Origin of the sequence: Acinetobacter sp. Res13-Abat-PEC15-P4-01, from assembly GCF_015676285.1 — a bacterium.
Lineage (GTDB): Bacteria > Pseudomonadota > Gammaproteobacteria > Pseudomonadales > Moraxellaceae > Acinetobacter > Acinetobacter nematophilus.
This window is the reverse complement of sequence record NZ_JADAIN010000008.1, coordinates 121248-144039: the sequence shown is the minus strand read 5'-3', so window position 1 is coordinate 144039 and position 22792 is coordinate 121248. Positions and strand designations below refer to the sequence as shown.

The following is a 22792-nucleotide window of genomic DNA, read 5'->3' as shown; positions in this document are numbered from 1 at the left end:
ATCATTGAAAAGCGCTACTACAACCAAAACAACCTTCCCAAAGACCTCAACGAACAAATCAATCGTTTAGTTGAACAAAGCCATTGGCAGCTTACCAATATCACCACAAACAACAGTGACGAACGCCAAGCCAACCAACTGACGTTACAACGCAGAAACATCAGCACAGCAGCAGAATACAACCCACTCAAACACCGTCCAGTGGCATATCCACAACGCGCCAAAGTGGTTGGTCCAAGTGGAGAAGAAATCCATGTGGATGAATGGGGGCGCATCAAAGTACGCTTCCTGTTTACCCGCAATGAAGACCACAGTCACGATGGTGGTGCAGGCTCGAATGACAATGATACTGACTCAGCTTGGGTTGATGTATTGACACCCTGGGCAGGCGAAGGTTATGGGGCACGCTTCCTACCGAGGATTGGGGAGATTGTTGTTATCGACTTCTTTGATGGCAACATTGACAGACCGTTTGTGGTGGGTCGAATCCATGAAGCGCAACGCAGCCCGAGCAAGTTTGATAACAAAGGCAAGCTGCCTGATACCAAGAAGTTGGCAGGGATTAAAAGCAAGGAATATCAAGGCAGTGGCTATAACCAACTGCGTTTTGACGATACCACCAACCAGATCAGCAGCCAGTTGCACAGCAGTCATGGCGCGAGTCAACTCAACCTTGGCAATCTCAGCCATCCTAAAGAAACCGAGAGCAGTGACGGGCGAGGAGAAGGCTTTGAGCTAAGAACGGATCAATGGGGTGCTGTACGCGCAGGGCAAGGTTTACTGGTCAGCACCTATGCACAAGATGGCGCATCAGGCAATCATCTGGATGCGACAGAAGCCAAAAGTCAGCTAGAAAATAACCTGAATAATGCCAAAGCCTTAAGTGAAGTTGCCAAGAACCAACAGACGGATCCTTTGGAAAATCTAGATTATTTGAAGTCATTTATTTCAGATTTGGAAAAAGAACAGTCTGATGAATCCAAAGATCAAGCCGATGCATTTAAGCAAGCCTTGATGGTTTTAGCATCTCCAAACTCAATTGCATTATCAAGCAATGAAGACATTCATCTTTCTGCTGATAAACAAATCAGTCTTAGTGCAGGGGATAGCATCAATCTGAGCACACAAAAGAATTTGTTGGTGCATGCACAAAACAAGATCAGTATGTTTGCGGCACAGGAAGGCGCAAGGCTTTATGCAGGAAAGGGAAAAGTCGAGATCCAAGCCCAAGGGGATAGCGCAGATTTGATCGCCCGAAAAGGCATTCAAATCATTTCGACAGAAGATCGTATTGAATTTATCGCCAGTAAGAAAATTGTGCTAATTGCTGATGGTACAAAAATTGAGATAAGTGGAGCAGGTGTTTTACCAACCACGCCAGGTAAGTTTGAAGTCAAAGCTGGACAACATAAGTTTTTAGGTGGTGCGAAAGTTACTAGTTCTAATATTAGTTTACCTAAAATAGGTGATAGAAATTCATATGATTTGAAAATGTTGGTGAAAGATGATGACGGAAATATTAAAAGAAATATGAAATATTATTTTTTCTTAGAGAATGGAAGTAGGGTGGAGGGTATGACAGATGAGAATGGTTATACTAAAACAGTAACAACAATTCAACCTGAAAAAGTGGATTTACATTTAATAAATGATGAGTTTATAAATATTGATGAGATAGATAATGGCTAATTTTGATTTTTATCCATATGTTTCTTTGGATTCTAATGTTGATATTAATGATTTGAGGTATTCATTACGGGTCTATGATCCTGTTAAAAATGTTAACTATTTAGATCAGAGCAATAATAAAATATTACCATATGCAAAAAACTTATTGATTAAGTCAACTAAAAATTTTAGAACACATATCTTAAAAATAGTTGTTAATGATCCTGCTAAATTAAAAGAATGTATATTAATTTTTGATTTATTTAGAATTTCTAAAAATGGTGCTGAAGTTCATGTTATTAAAAGATATTTGAGTGCGAATAGAATTGAAGAGTTTAGCTCTCAAGATAGATACAATGTTAAGTTGGATATTGTTAAATATAAAGAGACAAACAATATTACGAAACAGACACAACCTAACAATCCAAATGTTGTGGAAGTGAAACTACCATCAAATAGAATTTTTATTGAAGAAAAATATCCTCCTGGGAATCCAAATGATCCTTTTACTAAAGAACGTGTTGAGACAAGTTTATACAGTAGGATAAAAGATCCGTATCCAAACCAACGTAGTACATATTTATGTGGTCCAGCTGCATTTTTTTATTGTGTTTTAAATAGCGATAAGAAAATATATGCTAAAATAGTAAAAGAGTTGTGGGAGAAGGGAGAGGTAAAGGTTAATAATCTAAATATTAAACCTTCTTTAGACGGTGCTAGAAAAGTGCAAGGTTTTTATAAGGAAAATAAAGGTGTTAATAATAAGGTAACTTTAAATCCAAGAATTTCACCAGTAGATTGGATAACAATGGGAAGTTTGAGAGATTCAGAAAACTCAGTATTTGATTATAATACAGCTGAAAGTCAAAGTATTATTGGTGATAGTTTTAATGGTTTTACAGCATTTACTCTACCATCAGATATGGAGCGCTGGTTAAAGAATATTGGTTATAAAATAGTCTATACTGAAAGAAATTATAGTAGTCGTGTTGAAAGCTTAATAAAAGCAAATGCATTTTCAATGCAAAATCATTATTTGATAGCATTAACAATGGGGGCTATTGTAGAAGGACAGCCAGAAATTCCTCGATTTACTAAACTTAAAGCTAGAGGTCCTTCGCATTGGGTTGTATTTACAGATAATATTAAAACAAAAAACGGACAATTAGTTACTTCCTCAACTCAACATAATGAAATAGTATCAGCTTATTGTGCGACTTGGGGAAGTAATCAAAAAATTAAAGATCAAGAACTGAGTTTTTTTTCTAGTAATTTGTATTGGTTTATCGTCGTCGAAAAGAAATTGAATTAGGATCAGTATGAAAAATATATTTTTAATTTTATTGTCAGCTTTTATTATATTAGGCTGCACTAATACTCCAAGTATCACACCTGATAAATTACCAAAAGCTTCAGTAGGAGAGCCTTATAATGTTAAAATTGAAATTGAAAAAGTAATATTGGTAGATGAATTATTTGTTGATAGTAATATAACAAAAGAGTCTGGATTGGTTTTAAATACTGGAATTGGAGATCCCCCTTATAGTGATAATAGAATAGAAGTTAAAGGTGTTCCTGTTAAAATGGGGAAATATGAAATTATAATAGAAGGGCAAACAAGAAATGCATATGGTGGAAATATTAATTTTAGAAAAAAATACGATTTGGTAGTCTTGAAGTAAATAAAATTAAGTTATTTTTATAATATAAATATGCTGATAATTGTTTGGATTTTGATAATCACACTAAAATCTAGTTTGGCAGCATCATATATTTCACCCTCATAGACGATAAATAAATATGTGAAAGATATTTTTAATGAATAAAATCTTGCTATTAATTTTGTCTTTGGAGAGTCTAGTGAAGAACTGAGCCTTGACTTAGGTTTTTTGATGAGTAGTTAAATTGTATTATTTAAGTGTGGGGTTGTTTAAATAATGAATTTAAACTTTATTTTTTTAATTATTAGTCTTGTTATTTATATTTTTAGTTATATTTACTCTGTAAGTTTTATGAATAGAAATGAATTTATTAAATCTAAAATTTCTAACAAAGATTATTTTTATTTTTTGAGATATTTGAAATTCAATTGTTTTTCTTTGCGATGTATGTGCAATATAATATATTTTATAAGGTGAGTGGTAAAATACCATTTTATGATGAAAAGCATAATATTGTCATGAATAATTTTTCGAAATCAGAATTGTTGGATTTTATAAAAAATAATTATAATTTTTTAACAATTTTTTTTATTTTTAGTGTGATTAGTTGGGTCTTATTATTTGGTTCGATTTTTAATTTCATTTTAAATAATTGAATTTAAATGTAAGGTGTAACAGATTTAAAAAATGATGGTCAGTTGGTTAAGTTAAATTTACCCAAAAAAGTATACTAGTCTAAACTTGAAAGTAAAAAATCGATTAGGTTTATTCGCAGTATATCTTTTTGAATCATAGTGTTATTTAAATATGGTTTAAGCATAGCTTAAACTTTATTCTATAGAAAGAGCGTTTTTGTTATCAGGAGTATAGGAATTGGAATTATTTATATACACAGCGAAATGCATTTCCTTTACTGATATCAATAGTATCTCCATTTTCCTGAACAATTGAGGATGGGGTTAATTTTTGTCGATTTATATTCATACCATCTCCTGCAGAAGCATTGTCTCCGCCTTGAGGAAAAGCGCTGCGCATCACCTTGAATTCGCCTTTTTCAGGACCTGTAGGGTTATGAATTGGGGATTGCGCATAATAATTTTCACTGTACCAATCGCGGACCCATTCATTATTATTGGTCACCATATCATACAATCCCAAGGGATTGGCGGGAACCTCACCAAGCACAGGTAAATGTCCAGATCTTTGATATCCATATTTTGTTTTATTGGCTTCTAATTGTACATAACTGGAGATATTTTTACCATTTTTCATGGTACCGTCATTGGTGGCATAAAGTACATATTGCCCACGATTCCGTGCAGCATATTCCCACTGTGCTTCAGTGGGTAAATCCATACTTTCACCGATTTGACTGCCTAACCATTGACAATATTTTTGTGCATTGTACCAATTGGCACCTGCAGGCAGCTTATGAAAAATTTGTTTAGGATAACGATTTACATACTTGGGTTGTTCTTGATGGGTGGCTTTTAGGTAGATCAAATAATCTTGTAACGTGACCTTATTGTTGGTCATTTTAAAACTGTCCAAGACTACCTTATGTGGTGGTTTATTATTTGGATTATGTGAATAACCGATAAGGCTGTCATACGAGGGTTTTTCTACATTTCCCTTAGGGTTTTTCACAGCCATGCTATCAGGAACAGTGCTTTCAAGTTCACGTGTAATCATGGCAAAATCTCCCATAATGAAAGAACCACCTTGGATCGTGACGATATTTTTTTGGTTTCGTTCAATAAGTTGTTTGATTTCAGTTTTAAGATTTGGATCATTGTTTGGTGACGTATGTGTTTGTTGTGCCGTATCCTCTGTGGGTTTGGATTCAGAGGGTGTTTTTGCACAAGCGGATAAGGCTAAACTTGAAAGTAAAAGAGCGATTAGGTTTATTTGCATTATATCTTTTTGAATCATAATGTTATTTGAATATGGTTTAAGCATAGCTTAAATTTTATTCCATAGGAAGATCGTTTTGTTATCAGGAGTACAGGAATTGGAACTATTCATATACACAGCGAAATGCATTTCCTTTACTGATATCAATAGTATCTCCATTTTCATGAATAAGTGAATGGGAGCAAAAGTAGTAAATGATAAAAAATATCGTGCGATGACTAATGAAACCTGCGCAAAAGAAGCTTATAGAATTCTTTCAAGTATTTTAAATGATAAATTTCTGATGCTTATGGTTATGTAAAAATGTATGGTATATCCAAAAAAGCTATATGTCCTTTTGCTTGGAATGAGCATTTATCCAATTCTAATTTAAAATATTATAGTTATCCTGAATATCCAAATGTAGGAAAGGCAAAAGAGCTATTAGCTGCTTTTAAGTTAGATAATGATAAAGAGAATGAAAATTTGAAATATACATATTTTTAAGAACACCTTCAGCTAATAGTATGGGCTATGGTGTTATGGTTCCTGAATTTGATCCAGTAAATACTACGGATTGGTTCTTAATCGAGGGGCATGAAGACCCTCTAAAAATTTATTCATATTTTAATGGTTAGATAATGAATTATTCAAAGCTTATTAGCCTCTTATTTTTTTTAATTTTCAGTTCTGTAGTAAACTCTAGACCGATGGATAAGATTATGATTGATAATACTATTGTTTTGATAAATGAAATCACAAGAGTGGGTGAAACAGAAAAATGGAATAGTAGTCTTTTTTTTGAAGGACCTTTAAAAGTACATGTGCTAAAAGATGGAACTGTAACTGACCACGGAGTATATGTTTTATCTAAAAATAAGTTTGGCTATCCAGCTAAAATTCAGGTTCTCAATTTAAATGATAGGAATAATAAATATGAATTTATTTTCTCGCCATCAAATCAGCCAGTATTTAAAAAAGCCATAAATGTAGATGTTAATTTACTTAGAGATAATAATATCATCTTTAAATATTCTGAGTCTGTAAAAGAAGGATCTTCACTTTATTCTAGTCCATATAGTCCAAATTTATTATATAAGCATGTTTTTGTTAATCAAAAAAAACCATTTATTACTTATGAATTTTACTCCACAATGAATAAAATTGAAGATCAAATAAGCTATGTTAGATTAGTAGTTGTTTTTAATCAGCATAAATAAACCAGCCGAAGCGGGTTTATTGACTTACATATTTGGATGGTTAGGACCACCACCACACCTCAAGTGTTACCCAAGTGATGTTTTGAGAAAGATTTTTAATATCAAAAGTCTTACAGTGAACGCAGTTTGCTGCGTTAATCTGGAAGTGTTTAGAACCACCATCATTTCCATGATTTCATATACACCAGCAGGGCAGTAACGCTGAGCAGGTTCATCCCATTTTGGCAAGTTGACATTGACAGGAATTGTTGGATCAGTCAATTTACCATCTGGCTTTGATAGTCGTTCAAACAATCAGGTTCTTTTAAATGATCGGCTTTTAGGTAGATCTAATAATCTTGTAATATAACCTCATTGTTGATCATTCTAAAACTGTCCTAGGCCATCTTATGTGTTGGTTAATTATTTGGATTATGTGAATAACCGATAAAGGTGTCATACGTTGGTTTTTCTACATTTCCTCTGTGGTTTTTGACTGCCATACTATCAGGAACGGTACGCTCAAGTTCACGTGTAATCATGGCAAAATCTCCCATAATGAAAGAACCACCTTGGATCGTGACGATATTTTTTTGGTTTCGTTCAATAAGCTGTTTGATTTCAGTTTTAAGATTTGGATCACTGCTTGGTGAAGTATGCGTTTGTTGTGCTGTATCCTCTGTGGGTTTGGATTCAGAAGGTGTTTTTGCACAAGCAGAGAGTGTCAGGCTGGAAAGTAAAAAAAATGAAACTATTTTTTGATTTATCATATTGTTAAAAGCAGAGCATTATTTAAACATTGACTAAGACTAGCGTAAATCAAATAGCATAGAAAGATTGTTTTTGTTATCAGGAAGATAGGAATTGAGACTATTCATATACACACCGAAAAGCAGTAAATACACTTTTTAGCAGTCAGTGCTTCTGATATACAAAATGAGTTGAAACTTTCTAAATCCGTGACATATGCAATCAATGGTGGTTACATAGATTGGGAGGGGCGATTAAGAGAAACTAGAAATGCTAAGATAGTATTATTGGATGGTGTGTAATGAATAAATCATTATTTATTTTAATTATTGCAGTATTAAGTTGTTCAAGTCTCAACGCAAAATCATTGTGTTTAAAAGGCGAAGAAATTTATTTTTCCTGTCAAACAGGGAAAAAAGAAATTTCATTTTGTGGTAAAACAAATAAATTTTTAGAATACCGATTTGGAAAACCTCAAAAAATAGAAATGTCATATCGGGTTGATGATAGTAAAAACAGGAATAATAAAATTAATCAGGTAGTCATGGGTAATGATATTTTTTTCTTTAACAAAAGTAATTACTACTATTCATTAAGCATTCCAATTAAAGGATATCCTGCTTTACAGATTAAAAAAAATCAAAAACTCATTAGTGTGCTGGAGTGCAACTCAATGGGAAGTTGGTCGGGATATAATCGTTTTTTGACAGATCTTAATGAAGATCAAATTGAAAATTTAGATAACATTTTATAAGGTTTTTTACATTTCATATGCACACTTTTAATTCATGGAGATCTAATTATGTGACTAAAGACAAAGAGTTTTTTTATTAAATTTTTTTCATAAATAAAAAAAGTGCTCATTCTACTTTTAGATATTTATAACTTATAGCTAAGTAAAAGTACCATTGTTATATTGAGAGTAATTTAGATATATGAGTAATGCCAACGTAACTGAAAAATTGCCAATAATTTAAGTCGAGAATCATAATGAGTTCAAATAAAATGATCCAAATTTTGGCAATCACACTAATATCCAGTTTGACAGCATGTGATTCATCCTCAGAGACGATGAGTCAACAGGAAGAAAAGAAAATGAATGAATCGGATTATATTATTAGTGTTGTTGTTGGAGCTTCTAGAGAAAATTTAATTAGTAATAATGCTAAATTTTTTTCACAATATAGTTCAGGTGCAAGTGTAGGTTTTATAAGACCAAATTTAGATACTAACCAAGAAAGAAAGCTTAAGTTAAATTTAAAAGATGGATATGACCATACAGTTTTAGTTTTTAATCATTTAGAAAATCTAGTTTTTGTATTAGATACTAACTATTCAAAGCAAGGAGTTACAGATATAGGTTTTGATATGAGCAATATAGAGTCCAAAAAAATTAATGAAAAAAGTAGTTACCTTGCTTATGAGGGAATTGTAAAGCAATTGAATAAAAATGGTTGGAAAGTCTTTTACTTCGAGTCTGAGCCAAGAATATTTGGAAAGCAATCATTTGAAGCGAATAATAAAATACCTAACTATCTCGGGAGTTTGGATGGTTTTTATTTAGATAGTGAAGAAAAATGGGAGAAGTATTCGAGTGATTTAAAACGTCAACCTCTTAGATTTTATAAAAACAATGTCATCTTAACGATAAATTTTCGTGAATCTATTGATGATGTGAAAATTCATTTGGATTTCGTTACTTTCTTTTCTCATTATTTTTACCAATATGATGAGAAAATTAGAGATAAAGATTGGAACACATTACTGTCTAATGATTTGAATAAATGGAAGATTGAAAGAGATAGATCTGAGAATAAAATGCAAAAGCTTGGTTACAGCATCAACAAAGATTATCAAAATCCTAACGTTTTTAAATTTTTGAATGTTCATTAGTTATATTTCTTATTTATATCATGCTTTTAATTAATTGATTCTTACGATACATTAAATGTTGATGTATAAATAATAAACCCGCCGAAGCGGGTTTATTGATTTACATATTTGGATAGTTAGGACCACCACCACCCTCAGGTGTTACCCAAGTGATGTTTTGAGAAGGGTCTTTAATATCACACGTCTTACAGTGAACGCAGTTTGCAGCGTTAATCTGGAAGCGCTTAGAACCATCATCATTTTCCATGATTTCATAAACACCGGCAGGGCAGTAACGCTGAGCAGGTTCATCCCATTTCGGTAAGTTGACATTCACAGGAATCGTCGGGTCAGTCAGTTTTAAATGCGCTGGCTGATTCTCTTCATGTACCGTGTTAGAAACGAATACAGAAGACAAACGGTCAAAAGTCAATTTACCATCTGGTTTTGGATAGTTCGGTTTAAAGGTAGAAGCATCTACAGTTTTCAATGCGCTAAAGTCAGGCACAAGATCGTGTAAAGTAAATGGAACTTTAAAGATATTCTGGTCGATAAAGTTAAATGCGCCACCCATCCATAAACCGAATTTATGCATAGCAGGGCCAAAGTTACGAGAACGATGCAATTCTTCTTTTAACCAGCTGTTGTTGAATTTGTCTGTATAGGCAGTCAACTCTTTCGCAAACAAGTCTTCACCCTCAGTCACACGAGCAATGGCTAAATCACCACCTTTTGCATGACCTGCTTGGATTGCTTCAAATACAGCTTCACCACACAACATACCTGATTTCATTGCGGTATGAGAGCCTTTGATTTTTGCAAAGTTTAAGAAACCAGCATCATCACCAATCAGGCATCCACCCGGGAAAGTCAATTTCGGCAGTGAGTTTAGACCACCTTTTACAACAGCACGTGCGCCATAAGAAATACGTTTGCCACCCTCAAGATATTGCTTGATCAGTGGATGGGTTTTCCAACGTTGCATTTCAGCAAATGGATACATATGTGGATTTTCATAAGATAAATCGACAATCATACCCAAAGTGACTTGGTTGTTTTCAGCGTGATATAACCACCAACCCCCTGACGAACCAGTTTCAGCAAGCGGCCAACCTGAACCATGCATCACCAAACCTGGTTTATGTTTTGCAGGATCGATTTCCCAAAGTTCTTTAATCCCGATACCGTAATGTTGCGGATCGGCATCTTGATCTAAGTTGTATTTTGCAATTAAACGTTTACCGAGATGTCCACGGCAACCTTCTGCAAAAATCGTATATTTGGCATGAAGTTCATAACCAGGCGTGAAGTTATGCGTCGGTTCACCATCTTTACCAACGCCCATATCACCGGTTTGAATCCCTTTTACAGAACCATCTTCATGATAAAGAATTTCTGAAGCAGCAAAGCCCGGGAAAATAGAAACTTCTAATTCCTCAGCTTTTTGACCCAACCAACGAACAACATTACCCAATGAAATGACATAGTTGCCATCGTTGTGCATGGTTTTAGGAACCATCCAATGCGGTGCTTCTTGAGACTTTTCAGCAGACATCAGGAAATAAGTCTTGTCTTCAGTCACAGGCACGTTTAAAGGTGCACCTTCCTCTTTCCAGTTGGGGAAAAGTTCATTGATTGCACGAGGTTCAAGTACAGCACCAGAAAGGATATGCGCACCAACTTCAGAGCCTTTTTCAACCACACAGACAGAAAGATCTGAAAGGTTGTTTTCAATAGCCAATTGACGAATTTTAATCGCAGCAGAAAGACCCGCAGGACCTGCGCCTACGATCACTACGTCAAACTCCATCGATTCGCGTTCGATGTGTTCCATGTAGGACTCCTCATATTTCTAAGGGTGGCAACCGTGAGCATTTATTGGGAATTAATAAATCGGTGCTGCCATGAGTGTTCTAAAAATTCCGTGATACGAATTAACGCTCGTACCAATAATATATTTTGCGCTAGTATAGTTATAAACCTTAATCTAGCCAATTGGCTGAGTCGTATTATTTTTTAGTCAGCAAGGCATAAACCATGGTAAATCAAAATAATTCAACATCAGCGGCTCAAAATCAGCCTGATTCTGATAATAAAAACTTAATGTCTATTGCACAATACTTAAAAGGTGTACAGGTGGGTCACAAAAGGTCAATACCTCCTTTAGAGCAATGGCAACCAAAGCATTGTGGCAAAATGGATTTGAGGGTAAAAGCCAATGGCGAATGGTGGCATGAAGGTCAATTGATTAAGCGTCAAGCGCTATTGGATCTGTTTACAAAAGTGCTTTGGAAAGAACAGGGAAAATTCTATTTAAAAACGCCGGTTGAGCAGATTGAAATCGAGGTTGAAGACGAACCATTATTGGTGAATCAGGTTGACCAAGTCGTGATCGATGGGCAGACCTATTTACAGGTCACAACCACCAATCAAGACATATGTTTGGTGGATGCGGAACATGCTATTTTTATGCGCGAATATCAAGGTGAGCTGAGACCTTATGTACATATTCGTTTTGGTATAAATGCCTTGATTCAACGCAATGCTTTTTTTCACTTGATTGAGTACGGAACCTTACTTGAAAATGATCAAGGAGATACCATTTTGTCTTTACAAAGTGGTGATTTGCACTTGCAATTAGGCACTTGAGGTTTAAGCTAGTTAATTATTTTCAACACCTATCCATAGTGGATCAAATGAGCGCTATTCTTCCTCTGTATCCTTTAGAAAATCCCATGCCAAAAGCTTTGGCAAATGCACCTATTGGGATTTTTGATTCAGGAATTGGCGGGCTTTCAATTGCACAAGAGATTGCCAATTATCTGCCGAATGAACGTATTGTTTACTATGCAGATACAGCGCATGTCCCTTACGGTCCACGAACCGATCAAAATATTCGCGAATTAACAGCGCATGCGATTGAATGGCTGTATCGCCAAGGCTGTAAAATTGCGGTTGTCGCTTGCAATACGGCATCTGCTTTTAGTCTCGATTATTTACGTGATCATTATGGTGAAAACTTTCCTATTGTGGGATTGGTTCCCGCATTAAAACCAGCAGTTTTACAAAGCCAGTCTAAAGTGGTTTCAGTGTTGGCAACACCTGCAACTTTTCGAGGGCAACTGATTAAAGATGTGATTCAACGCTTTGCAGAGCCTGCCAAAGTGGAGGTACTCACCATTACCAATTTAGACTTGGTTCCGCTGGTTGAATCTGGACGTTATAACACGCTAGAGTGTAAGCAAAGCTTACAAAAGGTCTTGGATCCTGCGGTTGCGAAAGGTGCAGATTATTTGGTTTTGGGATGTACTCATTACCCGTATTTAAAGCAAAGTATTCAAGAGCTTTACGGTGCTCAATTAAGCTTAATTGATTCAGGCTTGGCAGTTGCGCGACAAACGGCACGTATATTATTGAAAAATGAGTTAATATCGACTGATTCGCAAGGAGCAGCTGTTCGGTTACAGTGTTTTGTGAGTGGACAGAATGCCAAAGAATTAGAAAGTGTCCTCAAGCATCTCATACAGCCGGAAATTACATGGTCTATCGAAAATATTGTTGAAAAACTCGGCTAATTCTTTCAATATTAGAAAGATTTAATATTTTTTAATAAGTGTAGGGCATATTCTACTTAAAGCTCAAGGATGGACTTAAGTTGAGTATGACAAGAATGGGTTAACCTATGCTCGATAAACGTTATCAAGTTTTTATTACAACATCTGGCAAAGAAATGCAGCCAGAACGAATGGTTGTGTCTCAAACATTGATTGGGATGGGGTTCTTTTCCTGGGGGTTAGAGCAACGTACACCTTTAAGTACTGCTTTTGCTCGTCGTCAGATTGATGATTGTGATTATGTGCTGTTGTTATTGGGTAGCCAATATGGTGAGCAGTCTGTTTCAGGGGTAAGTTATTTACATCTGGAATATATTTATGCAGTGACCAAGCAGAAGCCAATTATTGTGTTTATGCATGAAAATCCAGAGTCTCGTGAATCACATTTAAAAGAAGAAAGTGCAATCTTAAAAGGCAAATTTAATGAATTTCGCCATCAGCTACAAAAAGAAGTTGAGCAAGTGGTGACTTATCGAACCTTGAGAGATTTAGAGTTAGCCGTGCGTTCTTATATGCCTCAAATGCTGGAGCGTTATCCTGTTGTAGGTTGGGTAAGACCTCAAAATATTCAGGTTTTGCAAGATGAGATCGATCGTTTAAAATCAAAATTGGCGCAGGTTTCAGTTGAGCATGGTCAGAAAGCAGCAGATCCATTTTTAACTTTACCAAAAGTTTCACTGCATGAAGTGTTTAACTTCGATTACCGTATGCATGCTTATCAAGATGGTAATTTTAGGGAGCTTTCTCCAGCACGTGAAATGACTTGGGCGGAGTTATTAAAAATATTATCTGTTGAATTCAGGAAACCGACACCTGAGGATTTTTTCTCCAAAGTACTCAATGACTATTTAAATAATACAGGTCTGACAGATGCACAAGTGGTCATGCCGCGTGCGCATGCCGTTTCTAGAGCACAGATCAATGTACGTTCTTTACATACGATTAAGCAACAAGTCCGTCAAAATGAATGGATTGTCCCTGTCGGACGAGATGACCGTCAGCGCATGTTATGGCAAATGACCGATAAATGTGTCAAATTACTGGAAAATTCACAACGTATCAGTCATCGTTCTTCTATTTTTTAAGTGTACGCAGTGTCAATATGCAGATAAAAATTCTGTTTATAGATTGACTCTGGTAAGCTGATATTTAGAGATTATGGTATTGTGCAAACAGAGTAAAAATGTCTTTATCCAAACCTAAAGTCCTGATAGTTATTGCCAATCTTGGGACACCAGATGCACCAACAGCGCCTGCGGTTCGGGCTTTTTTAAAGCAGTTTTTATCGGATCAGCGTGTAATCGAAATTCCCAAGCTTTTGTGGGCAATTATCTTAAATGCTTTTGTACTGCCGTTTCGCCCCAAGCGTGTAGCGGAAGCTTATGCGCAGGTATGGGCTGATGATTCACCGATGCGGGAAATCTTATTTGAACAAGTACGAGGGCTTCAACAGAAATTGAGCCCATTCAATACTGATTTTGATTTAACCATTGTTCCTGCAATGACATATGGTCGTCCGGGTATTGATCTTGTGCTGCGTGAAGCTGAGACACAGCTTTATGATCATATTATTCTTTTTCCTTTATTTCCGCAGTATTCCGCAACCTCCACAGCTCCGTTGTACGATGTCGTTGCAAAGTGGCTGCTCAGGCAACGAAATATTCCGGGTCTAAGTTTTATTCGGGATTATTATCAACATCCTTTATATATTCAGGCCTTAGCCAACAGTGTCCGTGATTACCGGCAGCAACATGGTCAAGCGACAAAATTATTGATGTCTTTCCATGGTATTCCACAGCCGTATGCTGATAAAGGTGATCCATATGCAGACCGTTGTCGAGTTACGGCACAAAAGGTTGCTCAAGCACTTCAGCTCAATGATGATGATTGGGCGATAAGCTTTCAATCTCGTTTTGGCAAACAGGAATGGGTGAAACCCTATACGGATCAATTGTTGCAACAATGGGCGGAGCAAGGAGTAGAATCTGTACAAATCCTTAGTCCGGCATTTTCAGCAGATTGTTTAGAAACATTGGAAGAATTGGCCATTCAAAATGCTGAATTATTTTTGCAAGCGGGTGGCAAGCATTATGCCTATATTCCTGCATTGAATACTCGTGCCGATCATATTGATCTATTGGGGCATTTGTTAGAGGCGCAACTGGATGCTTTAAAGGTACAGTTGCAGGCTTAGAGTCTGTTGATACTTCATCATTGTCTGCCTGGTTTATGTTGTGAACAGATAATCCAATGCATGGTTGAAATGTCAACAAATTCTACTCTTTTAGGAAAATTATTATGTTACAAGTTAAAATTGTACCCGTAACGGCATTTGCTCAAAACTGTTCCATTGTTTGGGACTCAGAAACAAAAGAAGCGGTATTGATCGATGCAGGCGGTGAACCTGAAAAATTAAAACAAGAGGTTGAAGCGCTGGGTTTGACAGTAAAAGCATTATGGTTAACACATGGGCATTTGGATCATGCTGGGGCTGTGGGGGCACTGGTTAAAGTATGGAATGTGCCCGTGATTGGTCCCCATAAAGAAGATCAATTCTGGTTAGATATGATTCAAGACGTATCTGCTCGTTATGGCTTTCCTATTCCTGAACCAGTGAACGTTGATCAGTGGCTTGAAGGTGGTGAAACACTGAAATTAGGGCAGGAGGAATTTGAAGTTCGTTTTGCGCCGGGTCATACACCGGGTCATGTCATCTTTTACAATGCAAAACATGCGGTTCTGTGGACGGGTGATGTGTTGTTCAAAGGCTCAATTGGTCGCACAGACTTTCCAAAAGGCAATCATCAGCAATTACTTGATTCAATTCAGCGTGAATGCTTTAGTTTGCCCGACAACACCCAATTTATTTCAGGGCATGGCCCTATGAGTACAATTGGTTTTGAAAAACAATATAATCCATTTGTGGCAAGTAAAGCAGGCTAAGTGTCTCCCTAAACTTGATGTCTCATAAAATACAGCTCAGTCAGTGTCGGATAACGCAATGAATGGGCTCATGTTCTTTCATTTTCTATTTATGAGACGATGAAGTATCAACGTTTTATAAAAGGATTGGCTGATCGGTTTTGTGCTTCTAAGACAATCAGTAGAATTGAAGCTGCAAAGAGGACTCCAATAATAATCAGTGATGCATCCAGTGCATAAATGCCTAGCGTGGTAAAAAACACACATAAAATGGCTAATATCGTGACAAAAACTTTTAAACCTATATACATCTTGTGATACTCCAGTTGAGTTTCAATGAAACTATTTTTTAATTTTTTATATGGAAAATGTGACATTAAACACGCAATGATCATATAACTAAGCGTGTGTTAAAAAGTAGGCGTTTATTGTGAAATATATATGTCAATTGTGTTTAAATTATAAAAAACTGTTTAATCAGAACAAGGGCGTTACATTCACTCAAAAATATAAAATAGAAACTGTCTTAATTTCGGATTTTGATTTCCCTCATCGGGCATGATGAATAGTTTCTGCTCATTTTTAATGATAACGACTATCGAACAAAATATTAACTAAACAGGGTCTACAAGGGTAGCATTTTTATTTAGAATAAAATTTAGACAATGCTGTTGCATTGAATCAGGTGTTAATTTTTTAAATAAGAATTGAATTTGGAGAAAAATTTTATGCAATGGATAAAACCAGCTTTTACTGACTTACGAATTGGTTTTGAAGTGACCATGTACTTTGAAGCCCGTTGATTATTTTATCTTCGAACCAAAATAAGCCCTAGTCTTGATCTGGGGCTTATATCTTTATCATCAGATCTTATTTCTATGTATATTTATATATTGGGTTCAGCTGCAGGTGGCGGATTTCCACAATGGAATTGCAATTGTGTTAATTGTGATGGTATCCGCAAAGGCACGATTCAAGCCAAAGCTCGAACACAATCTTCGATTGCCATTTCTGAAAATGGCACGGACTGGATATTGTTAAACGCTTCTCCCGATATTCGCCAGCAATTATTTGATTTTAAGGCTGCCCAACCAGCGCGTAAATTACGTGATACTGGTATTAGCGATGTCATTCTGATGGACAGTCAACTTGACCATACATTAGGGCTTCTTAGTTTACGTGAAGGATGTCCAATTTCTGTATGGTGTACTGAAATGGTCTATCAAGACCTCAGTTTGGGTTTTCCCGTATTTAATATATTGAAGCATTGGAATGGTGGACTGCAATATCGCCAGATTGACCCGAAACACGCTTTTCGAATGGATCGCTTCAAGCATTTGCAATTCATTCCCTTGCTGATTCAAAGTGCGGCTCCGCCATACTCACCTCATCGCCATGATCCGCATGAGGGGGACAATATTGCTTTAATTATTAAAGACCAAAAAACACAAAAGCAGTTATTTTACGCGCCTGGTCTTGGGAAAATTGATGACATGATTATGGAGACGATGAGGAACTCAGATTGTGTGATGATTGATGGGACGCTTTGGACAGATGATGAGATGCAAAAATGTGGCGTAGGTGTTAAAACTGGAAGGGAAATGGGACACCTGTACATCAGTGGTGAAGGTGGATCATTGTCTTATTTGAATCAGCTTTCAGCCGTAAAAAAAATACTGATTCATATTAATAATACCAATCCGATTTTAAATGAGAACTCCGTTCAATTTGCTGAACTTCAAGCTAATGGAGTAGATGTGGCTTATGACGGAATGTACATTGAACTTTAATAAGATGCCCTATGAATCAAATACCAAAAGCGTTGACACCAGAAGAATTTAAACAAGCGATTATAGAAAAAGGACAGTATTACCATATTCATCATCCGTTTCATGTCATGATGGCGGAAGGGAAAGCGAGCCAACAGCAAATTCAGGCATGGGTTGCAAATCGTTTCTATTATCAAATTAATATTCCCCTTAAAGATGCTGCGATCATGGCAAATTGTCCAGATCAACGGGTACGTCAGGAGTGGATTCAACGAATGATTGATCAGGATGGTGAGTATCCAGATGGTGGGGGACGAGAGGCTTGGTTGTGTTTGGCCGAAGCTGTAGGTCTTCGACGTGAACAGGTGATTTCTGAAGAGCTGGTTCTCCCAGGGGTACGCTTTGCTGTAGATGCTTATGTCAACTTTGCACGTAGAGCGTCATGGCGGGAAGCCGCGAGCAGTTCATTAACTGAATTATTTGCCCCTAAAATACATCAATCGCGGTTAGATTCATGGCCAAAACATTATCCTTGGATTGATGATAAGGGATATCAATATTTTCGCGCTCGATTAGGTCAAGCCCGACGAGATGTCGAGCATGGGTTAACGATTACACTGGATTCATTCACCAGTAATCAACAACAGCAACGAATGCTGGAAATACTACAGTTTAAACTGGATGTTTTATGGAGCATTTTAGATGCTTTAACTTTGGCTTATATACACAATCAAGCCCCTTATCATACTGTGACTAAAGAACCAGTCTGGCATAAAGGATTATTTCGATGAGCAGTAAACAACTTGATCAAAACCTTATTCCTATTTGGCGCTCTGGCTATCGTTTTCAATTTGAACCGGCACAAAATAGTTTTGTTATTTTATATCCTGAAGGCATGATCAAGTTAAATGAAAGTGCTGGCGCAATTGGGCAGTGTATTGATGGAAAAAATAGCATTTTAGACATTACTGCTTATTTAAAACAACAATTTGGTGATGTTGCTGAAATAGACAGTGATGTTGTTGATTTTATGTTGGTTGCTCAACAAAAATACTGGATTGATTTTAAATGACGATGGATATTGGACTACCTTTATGGTTATTGGCGGAGTTAACCTATCGTTGTCCATTACAGTGCCCATATTGTTCCAATCCTTTAGACTATACACAACATAAAAATGAACTGACGACAAAAGAATGGTGTGATGTTTTTGATCAGGCTCGTCAACTGGGTGCTGTGCAACTGGGCTTTTCTGGTGGAGAGCCTTTGGTTCGTCAAGATTTAGATCAATTAGTTGCACATGCACATCAACAAGGTTTTTATACCAATCTCATCACTTCGGGGATGGGTTTGACGGAACAACGAGTGAGTCGTTTAAAACAAGCGGGTCTTGATCATATACAGGTGAGTTTTCAGGCAAGTGATCCACTGGTAAATGATGCATTGGCAGGTTCAAAAGATGCTTTTGAACAAAAATACAACATGTGCCGTATCATAAAAAAATATGCATATCCCATGGTGCTAAATTTTGTCATTCATCGGCATAACATCGATCAGATCGAACAGATGATTGAGCTTTGCCTAGAATTGAATGCGGATACAGTCGAACTAGCAATTTGTCAGTTTTATGGTTGGGCTTTTTTAAATCGTCAGTATTTATTACCCACTCAGGCACAATTGATACGTGCTGAAAAAATTACCAATGTGTATCGAGAAAAATTACGTCTGCAAAATCATCCCTGTAAACTTATTTTTGTGGTACCTGACTATTATGAAGAGCGCCCAAAAGCATGTATGAACGGTTGGGGGAAAATATTCTTGACGATAGCACCAGATGGTCTGGCGCTACCCTGTCATGCGGCTCGTCAGTTACCGATGACTTTTCCGAATATCCGTCAACAATCTTTAGCAAAAATTTGGTATGAATCCATGGCTTTTAACCAATATCGTGGAGATGCTTGGATGCCTGAAGGTTGTCGCACATGTCCTGATAAAGACCGTGACTTTGGTGGCTGTCGCTGCCAAGCCTATATGTTAACGGGGCATGCATCTGATGCTGATCCAGTCTGTGCCAAGTCACCGTATCATCATTTGATTGAACAAGCACGGGCAGACAGTGAACAGGATGTTTCCCTCAGTAATTTGATTTTTCGCAATAGTAAAAATTCTAAACGAATGAATAATCAGATTTCCGTTCTAAACATTTCAGATCAATGATTTGAGCGAGATCTTCAGTATGCACACTGATTCAATGCCAATTTTTGATGGTCACAATGATGCTTTAACACGACTGTGGTTATCTGATGACCATGATCCTGTCGATGCTTTTATCCATCAGCAATTGCCTGGACATCTGGATTTAAACCGCTGTCAAAAAGTGGGTTTTGCAGGCGGCTTTTTTGCTATTTTTCTGCCACCATTCGACTATCTCAAGCAATATCATCCGAATAAGCTGTTAGATCAAGGTGCTGATAACTTTACCCAGCAACAGATTGAACAGATTTGTTTGCAACAGCTTGATTTAGCTCAACAGTTGACTCAACGTTCGTCCAATATTCAAATCTGTACTTCTGTTGAAGACATTGAACACTGTATCACTGAAAAAAAGCTGGCGATCGTCCTTCACATGGAAGGTGCAGAAGCTTTACAACACGATCCTGAACTCTTGGATGTCTTTTATGATGCAGGGCTACGTAGTATAGGACCACTATGGAATAGGCCAAGTCAATTCGGACATGGTTTAAATGCTGGATTTCCTCATTCTCCCAATACAGGTCCTGGTCTTACAGCTGAAGGTAAAGCTTTAATTGCACGTTGTGCTGATAAAAAGCTGCTTGTTGATGTGTCTCATATGAATGAGCGAGCCTTTTGGGATACCGCAGAGATTTTAGCGCAACCGATTGTTGCAACCCACTCCAATGCTTATCGATTGTGTCCACAAGCAAGGAACTTAACCGACACTCAATTAAAAGCGATATATGATAGTCAAGGTTTGGTTGGGGTGAATTTTGATGTGGCGTTTTTACGTTCAGACGGGCAGCGAAATACCGATACACCCATTGAAATGATTTTAGATCATTTGGAATATCTCATTCTGTATTTAGGCGAAGAGCATGTAGGCTTTGGTTCTGATTTTGATGGTGCACTGATCAGTAATGAACTCAAAGATATTATGGGCATGTCCAAACTGATCAGTGCAATGCGACAACGTAATTATTCAGATCAATTGATTGAAAAAATATGCTTTAAAAATTGGCTCAAGATGCTTGAACGAATATGGGCAGCCCACATGAGGGGTTAATCCTCATAATCATCCTCATGGCGTCTTTGGTCCATTTGAGGCGCATCTTGAGTTGGAAGTTTATATTCTTCATTTGCCCAGGCACCGAGGTCAATCAATTTGCATCGGTCAGAACAAAATGGGCGAAATTCATTTGCTTCCCATGTTGAGGGTTGACCGCATCGTGGACAAGGAAATGTTTTAGGCATACAGAAATTCTCATTTTAAAAAAGCAAAACCTGCAAAGAATTGTTAAACTTGCAGCGATTTTTCTTAGTTTGATCTGATTATGCCGATTCGTCAATTTCAAGCACAGCGTATGCATGCTCCTCGTGATTTTCAACGTATTGAAAATACTCCTATTTGTGTTGAAATCGGGGCAGGAAAAGGCAAACATGCATTATTATTTTCGGGGCAACATCCGGACTTGAGCTTGATTGCAATTGAGCGAACACGCGAAAAATTTTTGGCGATGCAAAAACAGCATCAATCAGAAGGACAAACGAATTTAACCCCAATCCATGCCGATGCATTGCCCTGGGTTGTACACGCATTGCATCCAGCGCAGGTGCAGCAGTTCTTTATTCTCTATCCAAATCCTGAACCACATAATCCGGCGCAACGCTGGTTGAATATGCCTTTTTTTGAGTTTTTGATTTCTAGACTGCAACCAAATGGCAATATTACATTGGCAAGTAATATTCCCGAATATATCGCTGAAGCTGAACAACAGTTGCAAGAGGTTTGGAAACTTCCTTATGAAAAACAAATTATTGCATCAGATTCAGCACGAACACATTTTGAAATCAAATATCTGGAACGTGGTGAGCTGTGCCAGCAATTGATTATTCGTAAGCCTGAACATTATTCAACTCGTTTTGATGATATGCCGCCCCGTCAAGGTCAGGCTGTTGAAACGCTGTCAGAGCAAGCGCATGTCGATTAAACGAGTTGCAATTGTTGGCGCAGGTCCAGCAGGCTTAATGGCTGCTGATGTGTTGAGCCAATATAAAAATTATGAGATTCATGTTTTTGAACAAAAACCATCGGCTGCCCGCAAATTTTTGATGGCGGGAAAAACGGGACTGAATATCTCACATGCCGAAGCGTTTGAACAATTTATTCAACGCTACGATCAAGTGGAATGGTTAAAACCCTGGATTCGAAAATGGGATGCAGCATGGATTCAACAGTGGATGAAAAGTTTAGGCATTGAATCCTATGTCGGCAGTTCCGGGCGGATTTTCCCAGTAGAAATGAAAGCTGCACCACTGTTAAGAGCATGGCTGAAGTATTTACTTGAGCAGCAGGTTCAATTTCATTATCGCCATCAAGTGATTGAGCTTAAGTGTCAGCAACTGAAGATGATTGATTTAAAAAGCAATCAGATCAATGAACGGAACTTTGATGCGGTTATTTTGGCATGTGGTGCTGTATCATGGTCTCGTTTAGGCAGTGATGGTGCATGGCAAAAATGGTTGTCTTCATCTGAAATTGAAACTTTTCAACCCAGTAATGCGGGTGTAGTTTATCCGTGGTCGGACTATATGCAGTCGGTCTTTGGTCAGCCTTTAAAGCGTGTAGATGCCTGGGTTGAGCCTTCGGTTAAAACGCAAGGTGATATCGTCATCACCCATTATGGCTTGGAAAGTGGACTCATCTATAAGCAAGGACGCTCATTGCGTCACCTGATTCAACAGAATCGGCCATTGGTCATGTATCTGGATTTATTACCCGATCAAACGGCTCCACAATTGGTACAAAAATTACAACCATCCAAAAAACAGTCGACCGCCAATATTTGGCGCAAAGCAGGCTTGGACACAGCAAAATCCAGTTTATTACGTGAATTGGTCGACAAAGCACTCTGGAGCGATCCAGAACGATTGGCGCAGCAGATTAAACATCTTAAAATCGAATTACTAGGATTCCGCCCGATTGAAGAAGCGATTAGTTGCGCAGGCGGTGTAAAACAACAAGCATTGACGCAGGATTTACAGCTCAAATCTCTTGGGTCAGTATTTTGCTGTGGTGAAATGCTGGATTGGGATGCACCTACAGGTGGCTATCTGTTAACAGCTTGTTTTGCTACCGGTCGAGCGGCAGGTGAGGGTGTGCATCAATATCTTTCCGGGACATTTTAAAAAAAAGGATTTATTTCCGC

At 37.3% G+C, this 22792-nt stretch carries 25 protein-coding genes and 1 pseudogene; 20 read left to right on the top strand and 6 right to left on the bottom strand.

Annotated features, from left to right (window positions below; genetic code table 11):
• From vgrG to IMO47_RS02740, 3 genes are all read left to right on the top strand, one after another.
• A partial coding sequence (gene vgrG / locus IMO47_RS02750; RefSeq protein ID WP_196077886.1) for a type VI secretion system tip protein VgrG occupies window positions 1-1689 on the top strand: 1689 nt, incomplete at its 5' end.
• Window positions 1682-2980 carry a hypothetical protein gene (locus IMO47_RS02745; protein ID WP_196075404.1) on the top strand — a complete coding sequence of 433 codons (1299 nt, stop codon included), beginning with the start codon at window positions 1682-1684 and terminating at the stop codon, window positions 2978-2980. The genes vgrG and IMO47_RS02745, both read left to right, overlap by 8 nt.
• Before the next feature lie 7 nt (window positions 2981-2987).
• Window positions 2988-3350: a hypothetical protein gene (locus IMO47_RS02740; protein WP_227552405.1), complete on the top strand. Its 363-nt coding sequence runs from the start codon at window positions 2988-2990 to the stop codon at window positions 3348-3350.
• An 858-nt stretch (window positions 3351-4208) separates the two neighbouring features.
• Here IMO47_RS02740 and IMO47_RS02735 read toward each other — a convergent pair.
• Complete coding sequence (locus IMO47_RS02735) at window positions 4209-5243, bottom strand: SUMF1/EgtB/PvdO family nonheme iron enzyme (RefSeq protein ID WP_196075406.1); 1035 nt, start codon at window positions 5241-5243, stop codon at window positions 4209-4211.
• Window positions 5244-5546: 303 nt separating this feature from the next.
• On the opposite strand from IMO47_RS02735, the gene IMO47_RS19530 reads away from it, so the two are divergent.
• Both IMO47_RS19530 and IMO47_RS02725 read left to right on the top strand, forming a co-directional pair.
• On the top strand, window positions 5547-5729 hold the full coding sequence (locus IMO47_RS19530; protein WP_227552212.1) for a hypothetical protein: 183 nt from the start codon (window positions 5547-5549) through the stop codon (window positions 5727-5729).
• A gap of 215 nt (window positions 5730-5944) precedes the next feature.
• A complete protein-coding gene (locus IMO47_RS02725; RefSeq protein ID WP_196077839.1) occupies window positions 5945-6442 on the top strand; it encodes a hypothetical protein in 498 nt (165 codons plus the stop codon).
• A gap of 24 nt (window positions 6443-6466) precedes the next feature.
• On the opposite strand, the pseudogene IMO47_RS02720 reads toward IMO47_RS02725, so the two are convergent.
• Window positions 6467-6706, bottom strand: a pseudogene (locus IMO47_RS02720) (4Fe-4S dicluster domain-containing protein); the annotation flags it as partial.
• A gap of 134 nt (window positions 6707-6840) precedes the next feature.
• Window positions 6841-7191, bottom strand: coding sequence for a hypothetical protein (locus tag IMO47_RS02715; RefSeq protein ID WP_196074456.1), 351 nt, complete (start codon window positions 7189-7191; stop codon window positions 6841-6843).
• Window positions 7192-7472: 281 nt separating this feature from the next.
• Here IMO47_RS02715 and IMO47_RS02710 point away from each other — a divergent pair, with 281 nt between their 5' ends.
• Both IMO47_RS02710 and IMO47_RS02705 read left to right on the top strand, forming a co-directional pair.
• Complete coding sequence (locus tag IMO47_RS02710) at window positions 7473-7925, top strand: hypothetical protein (protein ID WP_196074455.1); 453 nt, start codon at window positions 7473-7475, stop codon at window positions 7923-7925.
• Between the two features lie 236 nt (window positions 7926-8161).
• A complete protein-coding gene (locus tag IMO47_RS02705) occupies window positions 8162-9064 on the top strand; it encodes a hypothetical protein (protein ID WP_196074454.1) in 903 nt (300 codons plus the stop codon).
• A 100-nt stretch (window positions 9065-9164) separates the two neighbouring features.
• Here IMO47_RS02705 and IMO47_RS02700 read toward each other — a convergent pair whose 3' ends face one another.
• On the bottom strand, window positions 9165-10877 hold the full coding sequence (locus IMO47_RS02700; protein ID WP_196074453.1) for an electron transfer flavoprotein-ubiquinone oxidoreductase: 1713 nt from the start codon (window positions 10875-10877) through the stop codon (window positions 9165-9167).
• A 203-nt stretch (window positions 10878-11080) separates the two neighbouring features.
• Here IMO47_RS02700 and IMO47_RS02695 point away from each other — a divergent pair, with 203 nt between their 5' ends.
• From IMO47_RS02695 to IMO47_RS02675, 5 genes are all read left to right on the top strand, one after another.
• The gene (locus IMO47_RS02695) at window positions 11081-11692 is read left to right on the top strand and encodes a DUF1285 domain-containing protein (RefSeq protein WP_196074452.1); all 612 of its coding nucleotides are present in this window, start codon (window positions 11081-11083) and stop codon (window positions 11690-11692) included.
• A 47-nt stretch (window positions 11693-11739) separates the two neighbouring features.
• Window positions 11740-12618: a glutamate racemase gene (gene murI / locus IMO47_RS02690; RefSeq protein ID WP_196074451.1), complete on the top strand. Its 879-nt coding sequence runs from the start codon at window positions 11740-11742 to the stop codon at window positions 12616-12618.
• A gap of 107 nt (window positions 12619-12725) precedes the next feature.
• A complete protein-coding gene (locus IMO47_RS02685) occupies window positions 12726-13742 on the top strand; it encodes a DUF4062 domain-containing protein (protein ID WP_196074450.1) in 1017 nt (338 codons plus the stop codon).
• A 98-nt stretch (window positions 13743-13840) separates the two neighbouring features.
• Window positions 13841-14851, top strand: coding sequence for a ferrochelatase (hemH, locus tag IMO47_RS02680; RefSeq protein WP_196074449.1), 1011 nt, complete (start codon window positions 13841-13843; stop codon window positions 14849-14851).
• Window positions 14852-14955: 104 nt separating this feature from the next.
• Entirely contained in the window at window positions 14956-15600 is a 645-nt protein-coding gene (locus IMO47_RS02675) for an MBL fold metallo-hydrolase (protein WP_196074448.1), read from the top strand.
• A gap of 107 nt (window positions 15601-15707) precedes the next feature.
• On the opposite strand, the gene IMO47_RS02670 is transcribed toward IMO47_RS02675, so the two are convergent.
• Complete coding sequence (locus tag IMO47_RS02670) at window positions 15708-15890, bottom strand: hypothetical protein (RefSeq protein ID WP_196074447.1); 183 nt, start codon at window positions 15888-15890, stop codon at window positions 15708-15710.
• 417 nt (window positions 15891-16307) lie between these two features.
• On the opposite strand from IMO47_RS02670, the gene pqqA reads away from it, so the two are divergent.
• From pqqA to IMO47_RS02640, 6 genes are all read left to right on the top strand, one after another.
• Complete coding sequence (gene pqqA, locus IMO47_RS02665) at window positions 16308-16382, top strand: pyrroloquinoline quinone precursor peptide PqqA (protein ID WP_009584944.1); 75 nt, start codon at window positions 16308-16310, stop codon at window positions 16380-16382.
• Between the two features lie 75 nt (window positions 16383-16457).
• Complete coding sequence (gene pqqB, locus IMO47_RS02660) at window positions 16458-17369, top strand: pyrroloquinoline quinone biosynthesis protein PqqB (protein ID WP_196074446.1); 912 nt, start codon at window positions 16458-16460, stop codon at window positions 17367-17369.
• A gap of 11 nt (window positions 17370-17380) precedes the next feature.
• Window positions 17381-18139: a pyrroloquinoline-quinone synthase PqqC gene (gene pqqC, locus IMO47_RS02655; RefSeq protein WP_196074445.1), complete on the top strand. Its 759-nt coding sequence runs from the start codon at window positions 17381-17383 to the stop codon at window positions 18137-18139.
• Complete coding sequence (pqqD, locus tag IMO47_RS02650) at window positions 18136-18420, top strand: pyrroloquinoline quinone biosynthesis peptide chaperone PqqD (protein WP_196074444.1); 285 nt, start codon at window positions 18136-18138, stop codon at window positions 18418-18420. Before pqqC ends, pqqD begins: the two co-directional genes overlap by 4 nt.
• Window positions 18417-19565 (top strand): pyrroloquinoline quinone biosynthesis protein PqqE, encoded by a 1149-nt coding sequence (pqqE, locus tag IMO47_RS02645; RefSeq protein WP_196074443.1) that lies wholly within the window; start codon window positions 18417-18419, stop codon window positions 19563-19565. Before pqqD ends, pqqE begins: the two co-directional genes overlap by 4 nt.
• Before the next feature lie 19 nt (window positions 19566-19584).
• Window positions 19585-20649, top strand: coding sequence for a dipeptidase (locus IMO47_RS02640; protein WP_196074442.1), 1065 nt, complete (start codon window positions 19585-19587; stop codon window positions 20647-20649).
• Here the strand turns inward: IMO47_RS02640 and IMO47_RS02635 are convergent.
• Window positions 20646-20837: a DNA gyrase inhibitor YacG gene (locus IMO47_RS02635; RefSeq protein WP_196074441.1), complete on the bottom strand. Its 192-nt coding sequence runs from the start codon at window positions 20835-20837 to the stop codon at window positions 20646-20648. The genes IMO47_RS02640 and IMO47_RS02635 overlap by 4 nt on opposite strands.
• 74 nt (window positions 20838-20911) lie before the next feature.
• Between IMO47_RS02635 and IMO47_RS02630 the strand changes: the two genes are divergently transcribed.
• Together IMO47_RS02630 and IMO47_RS02625 are read left to right on the top strand one after the other, a co-directional pair.
• A complete protein-coding gene (locus IMO47_RS02630) occupies window positions 20912-21574 on the top strand; it encodes an SAM-dependent methyltransferase (RefSeq protein WP_196074460.1) in 663 nt (220 codons plus the stop codon).
• Window positions 21564-22772, top strand: coding sequence for a TIGR03862 family flavoprotein (locus IMO47_RS02625; RefSeq protein ID WP_196074440.1), 1209 nt, complete (start codon window positions 21564-21566; stop codon window positions 22770-22772). The genes IMO47_RS02630 and IMO47_RS02625 overlap by 11 nt, the downstream gene beginning before the upstream one ends.
• Window positions 22773-22792: the final 20 nt, after the last annotated feature.

Coding starts and splice junctions, on each gene's coding strand:
- pqqC (WP_196074445.1), top strand. CDS start 17,381: ATGAATCAAATACCAAAAGCGTTGACACCAGAAGAATTTAAACAAGCG.
- hemH (WP_196074449.1), top strand. CDS start 13,841: ATGTCTTTATCCAAACCTAAAGTCCTGATAGTTATTGCCAATCTTGGG.
- IMO47_RS02675 (WP_196074448.1), top strand. CDS start 14,956: ATGTTACAAGTTAAAATTGTACCCGTAACGGCATTTGCTCAAAACTGT.
- IMO47_RS02695 (WP_196074452.1), top strand. CDS start 11,081: ATGGTAAATCAAAATAATTCAACATCAGCGGCTCAAAATCAGCCTGAT.
- pqqE (WP_196074443.1), top strand. CDS start 18,417: ATGACGATGGATATTGGACTACCTTTATGGTTATTGGCGGAGTTAACC.
- murI (WP_196074451.1), top strand. CDS start 11,740: ATGAGCGCTATTCTTCCTCTGTATCCTTTAGAAAATCCCATGCCAAAA.
- IMO47_RS02635 (WP_196074441.1), bottom strand. CDS start 20,837: ATGCCTAAAACATTTCCTTGTCCACGATGCGGTCAACCCTCAACATGG.
- IMO47_RS02700 (WP_196074453.1), bottom strand. CDS start 10,877: ATGGAACACATCGAACGCGAATCGATGGAGTTTGACGTAGTGATCGTA.
- IMO47_RS02710 (WP_196074455.1), top strand. CDS start 7,473: ATGAATAAATCATTATTTATTTTAATTATTGCAGTATTAAGTTGTTCA.
- IMO47_RS02725 (WP_196077839.1), top strand. CDS start 5,945: ATGATTGATAATACTATTGTTTTGATAAATGAAATCACAAGAGTGGGT.
- pqqD (WP_196074444.1), top strand. CDS start 18,136: ATGAGCAGTAAACAACTTGATCAAAACCTTATTCCTATTTGGCGCTCT.
- IMO47_RS19530 (WP_227552212.1), top strand. CDS start 5,547: ATGTATGGTATATCCAAAAAAGCTATATGTCCTTTTGCTTGGAATGAG.
- IMO47_RS02670 (WP_196074447.1), bottom strand. CDS start 15,890: ATGTATATAGGTTTAAAAGTTTTTGTCACGATATTAGCCATTTTATGT.
- IMO47_RS02715 (WP_196074456.1), bottom strand. CDS start 7,191: ATGATAAATCAAAAAATAGTTTCATTTTTTTTACTTTCCAGCCTGACA.
- IMO47_RS02685 (WP_196074450.1), top strand. CDS start 12,726: ATGCTCGATAAACGTTATCAAGTTTTTATTACAACATCTGGCAAAGAA.
- IMO47_RS02625 (WP_196074440.1), top strand. CDS start 21,564: ATGTCGATTAAACGAGTTGCAATTGTTGGCGCAGGTCCAGCAGGCTTA.
- pqqB (WP_196074446.1), top strand. CDS start 16,458: ATGTATATTTATATATTGGGTTCAGCTGCAGGTGGCGGATTTCCACAA.
- IMO47_RS02745 (WP_196075404.1), top strand. CDS start 1,682: ATGGCTAATTTTGATTTTTATCCATATGTTTCTTTGGATTCTAATGTT.
- IMO47_RS02640 (WP_196074442.1), top strand. CDS start 19,585: ATGCACACTGATTCAATGCCAATTTTTGATGGTCACAATGATGCTTTA.
- IMO47_RS02735 (WP_196075406.1), bottom strand. CDS start 5,243: ATGCAAATAAACCTAATCGCTCTTTTACTTTCAAGTTTAGCCTTATCC.
- IMO47_RS02740 (WP_227552405.1), top strand. CDS start 2,988: ATGAAAAATATATTTTTAATTTTATTGTCAGCTTTTATTATATTAGGC.
- IMO47_RS02705 (WP_196074454.1), top strand. CDS start 8,162: ATGAGTTCAAATAAAATGATCCAAATTTTGGCAATCACACTAATATCC.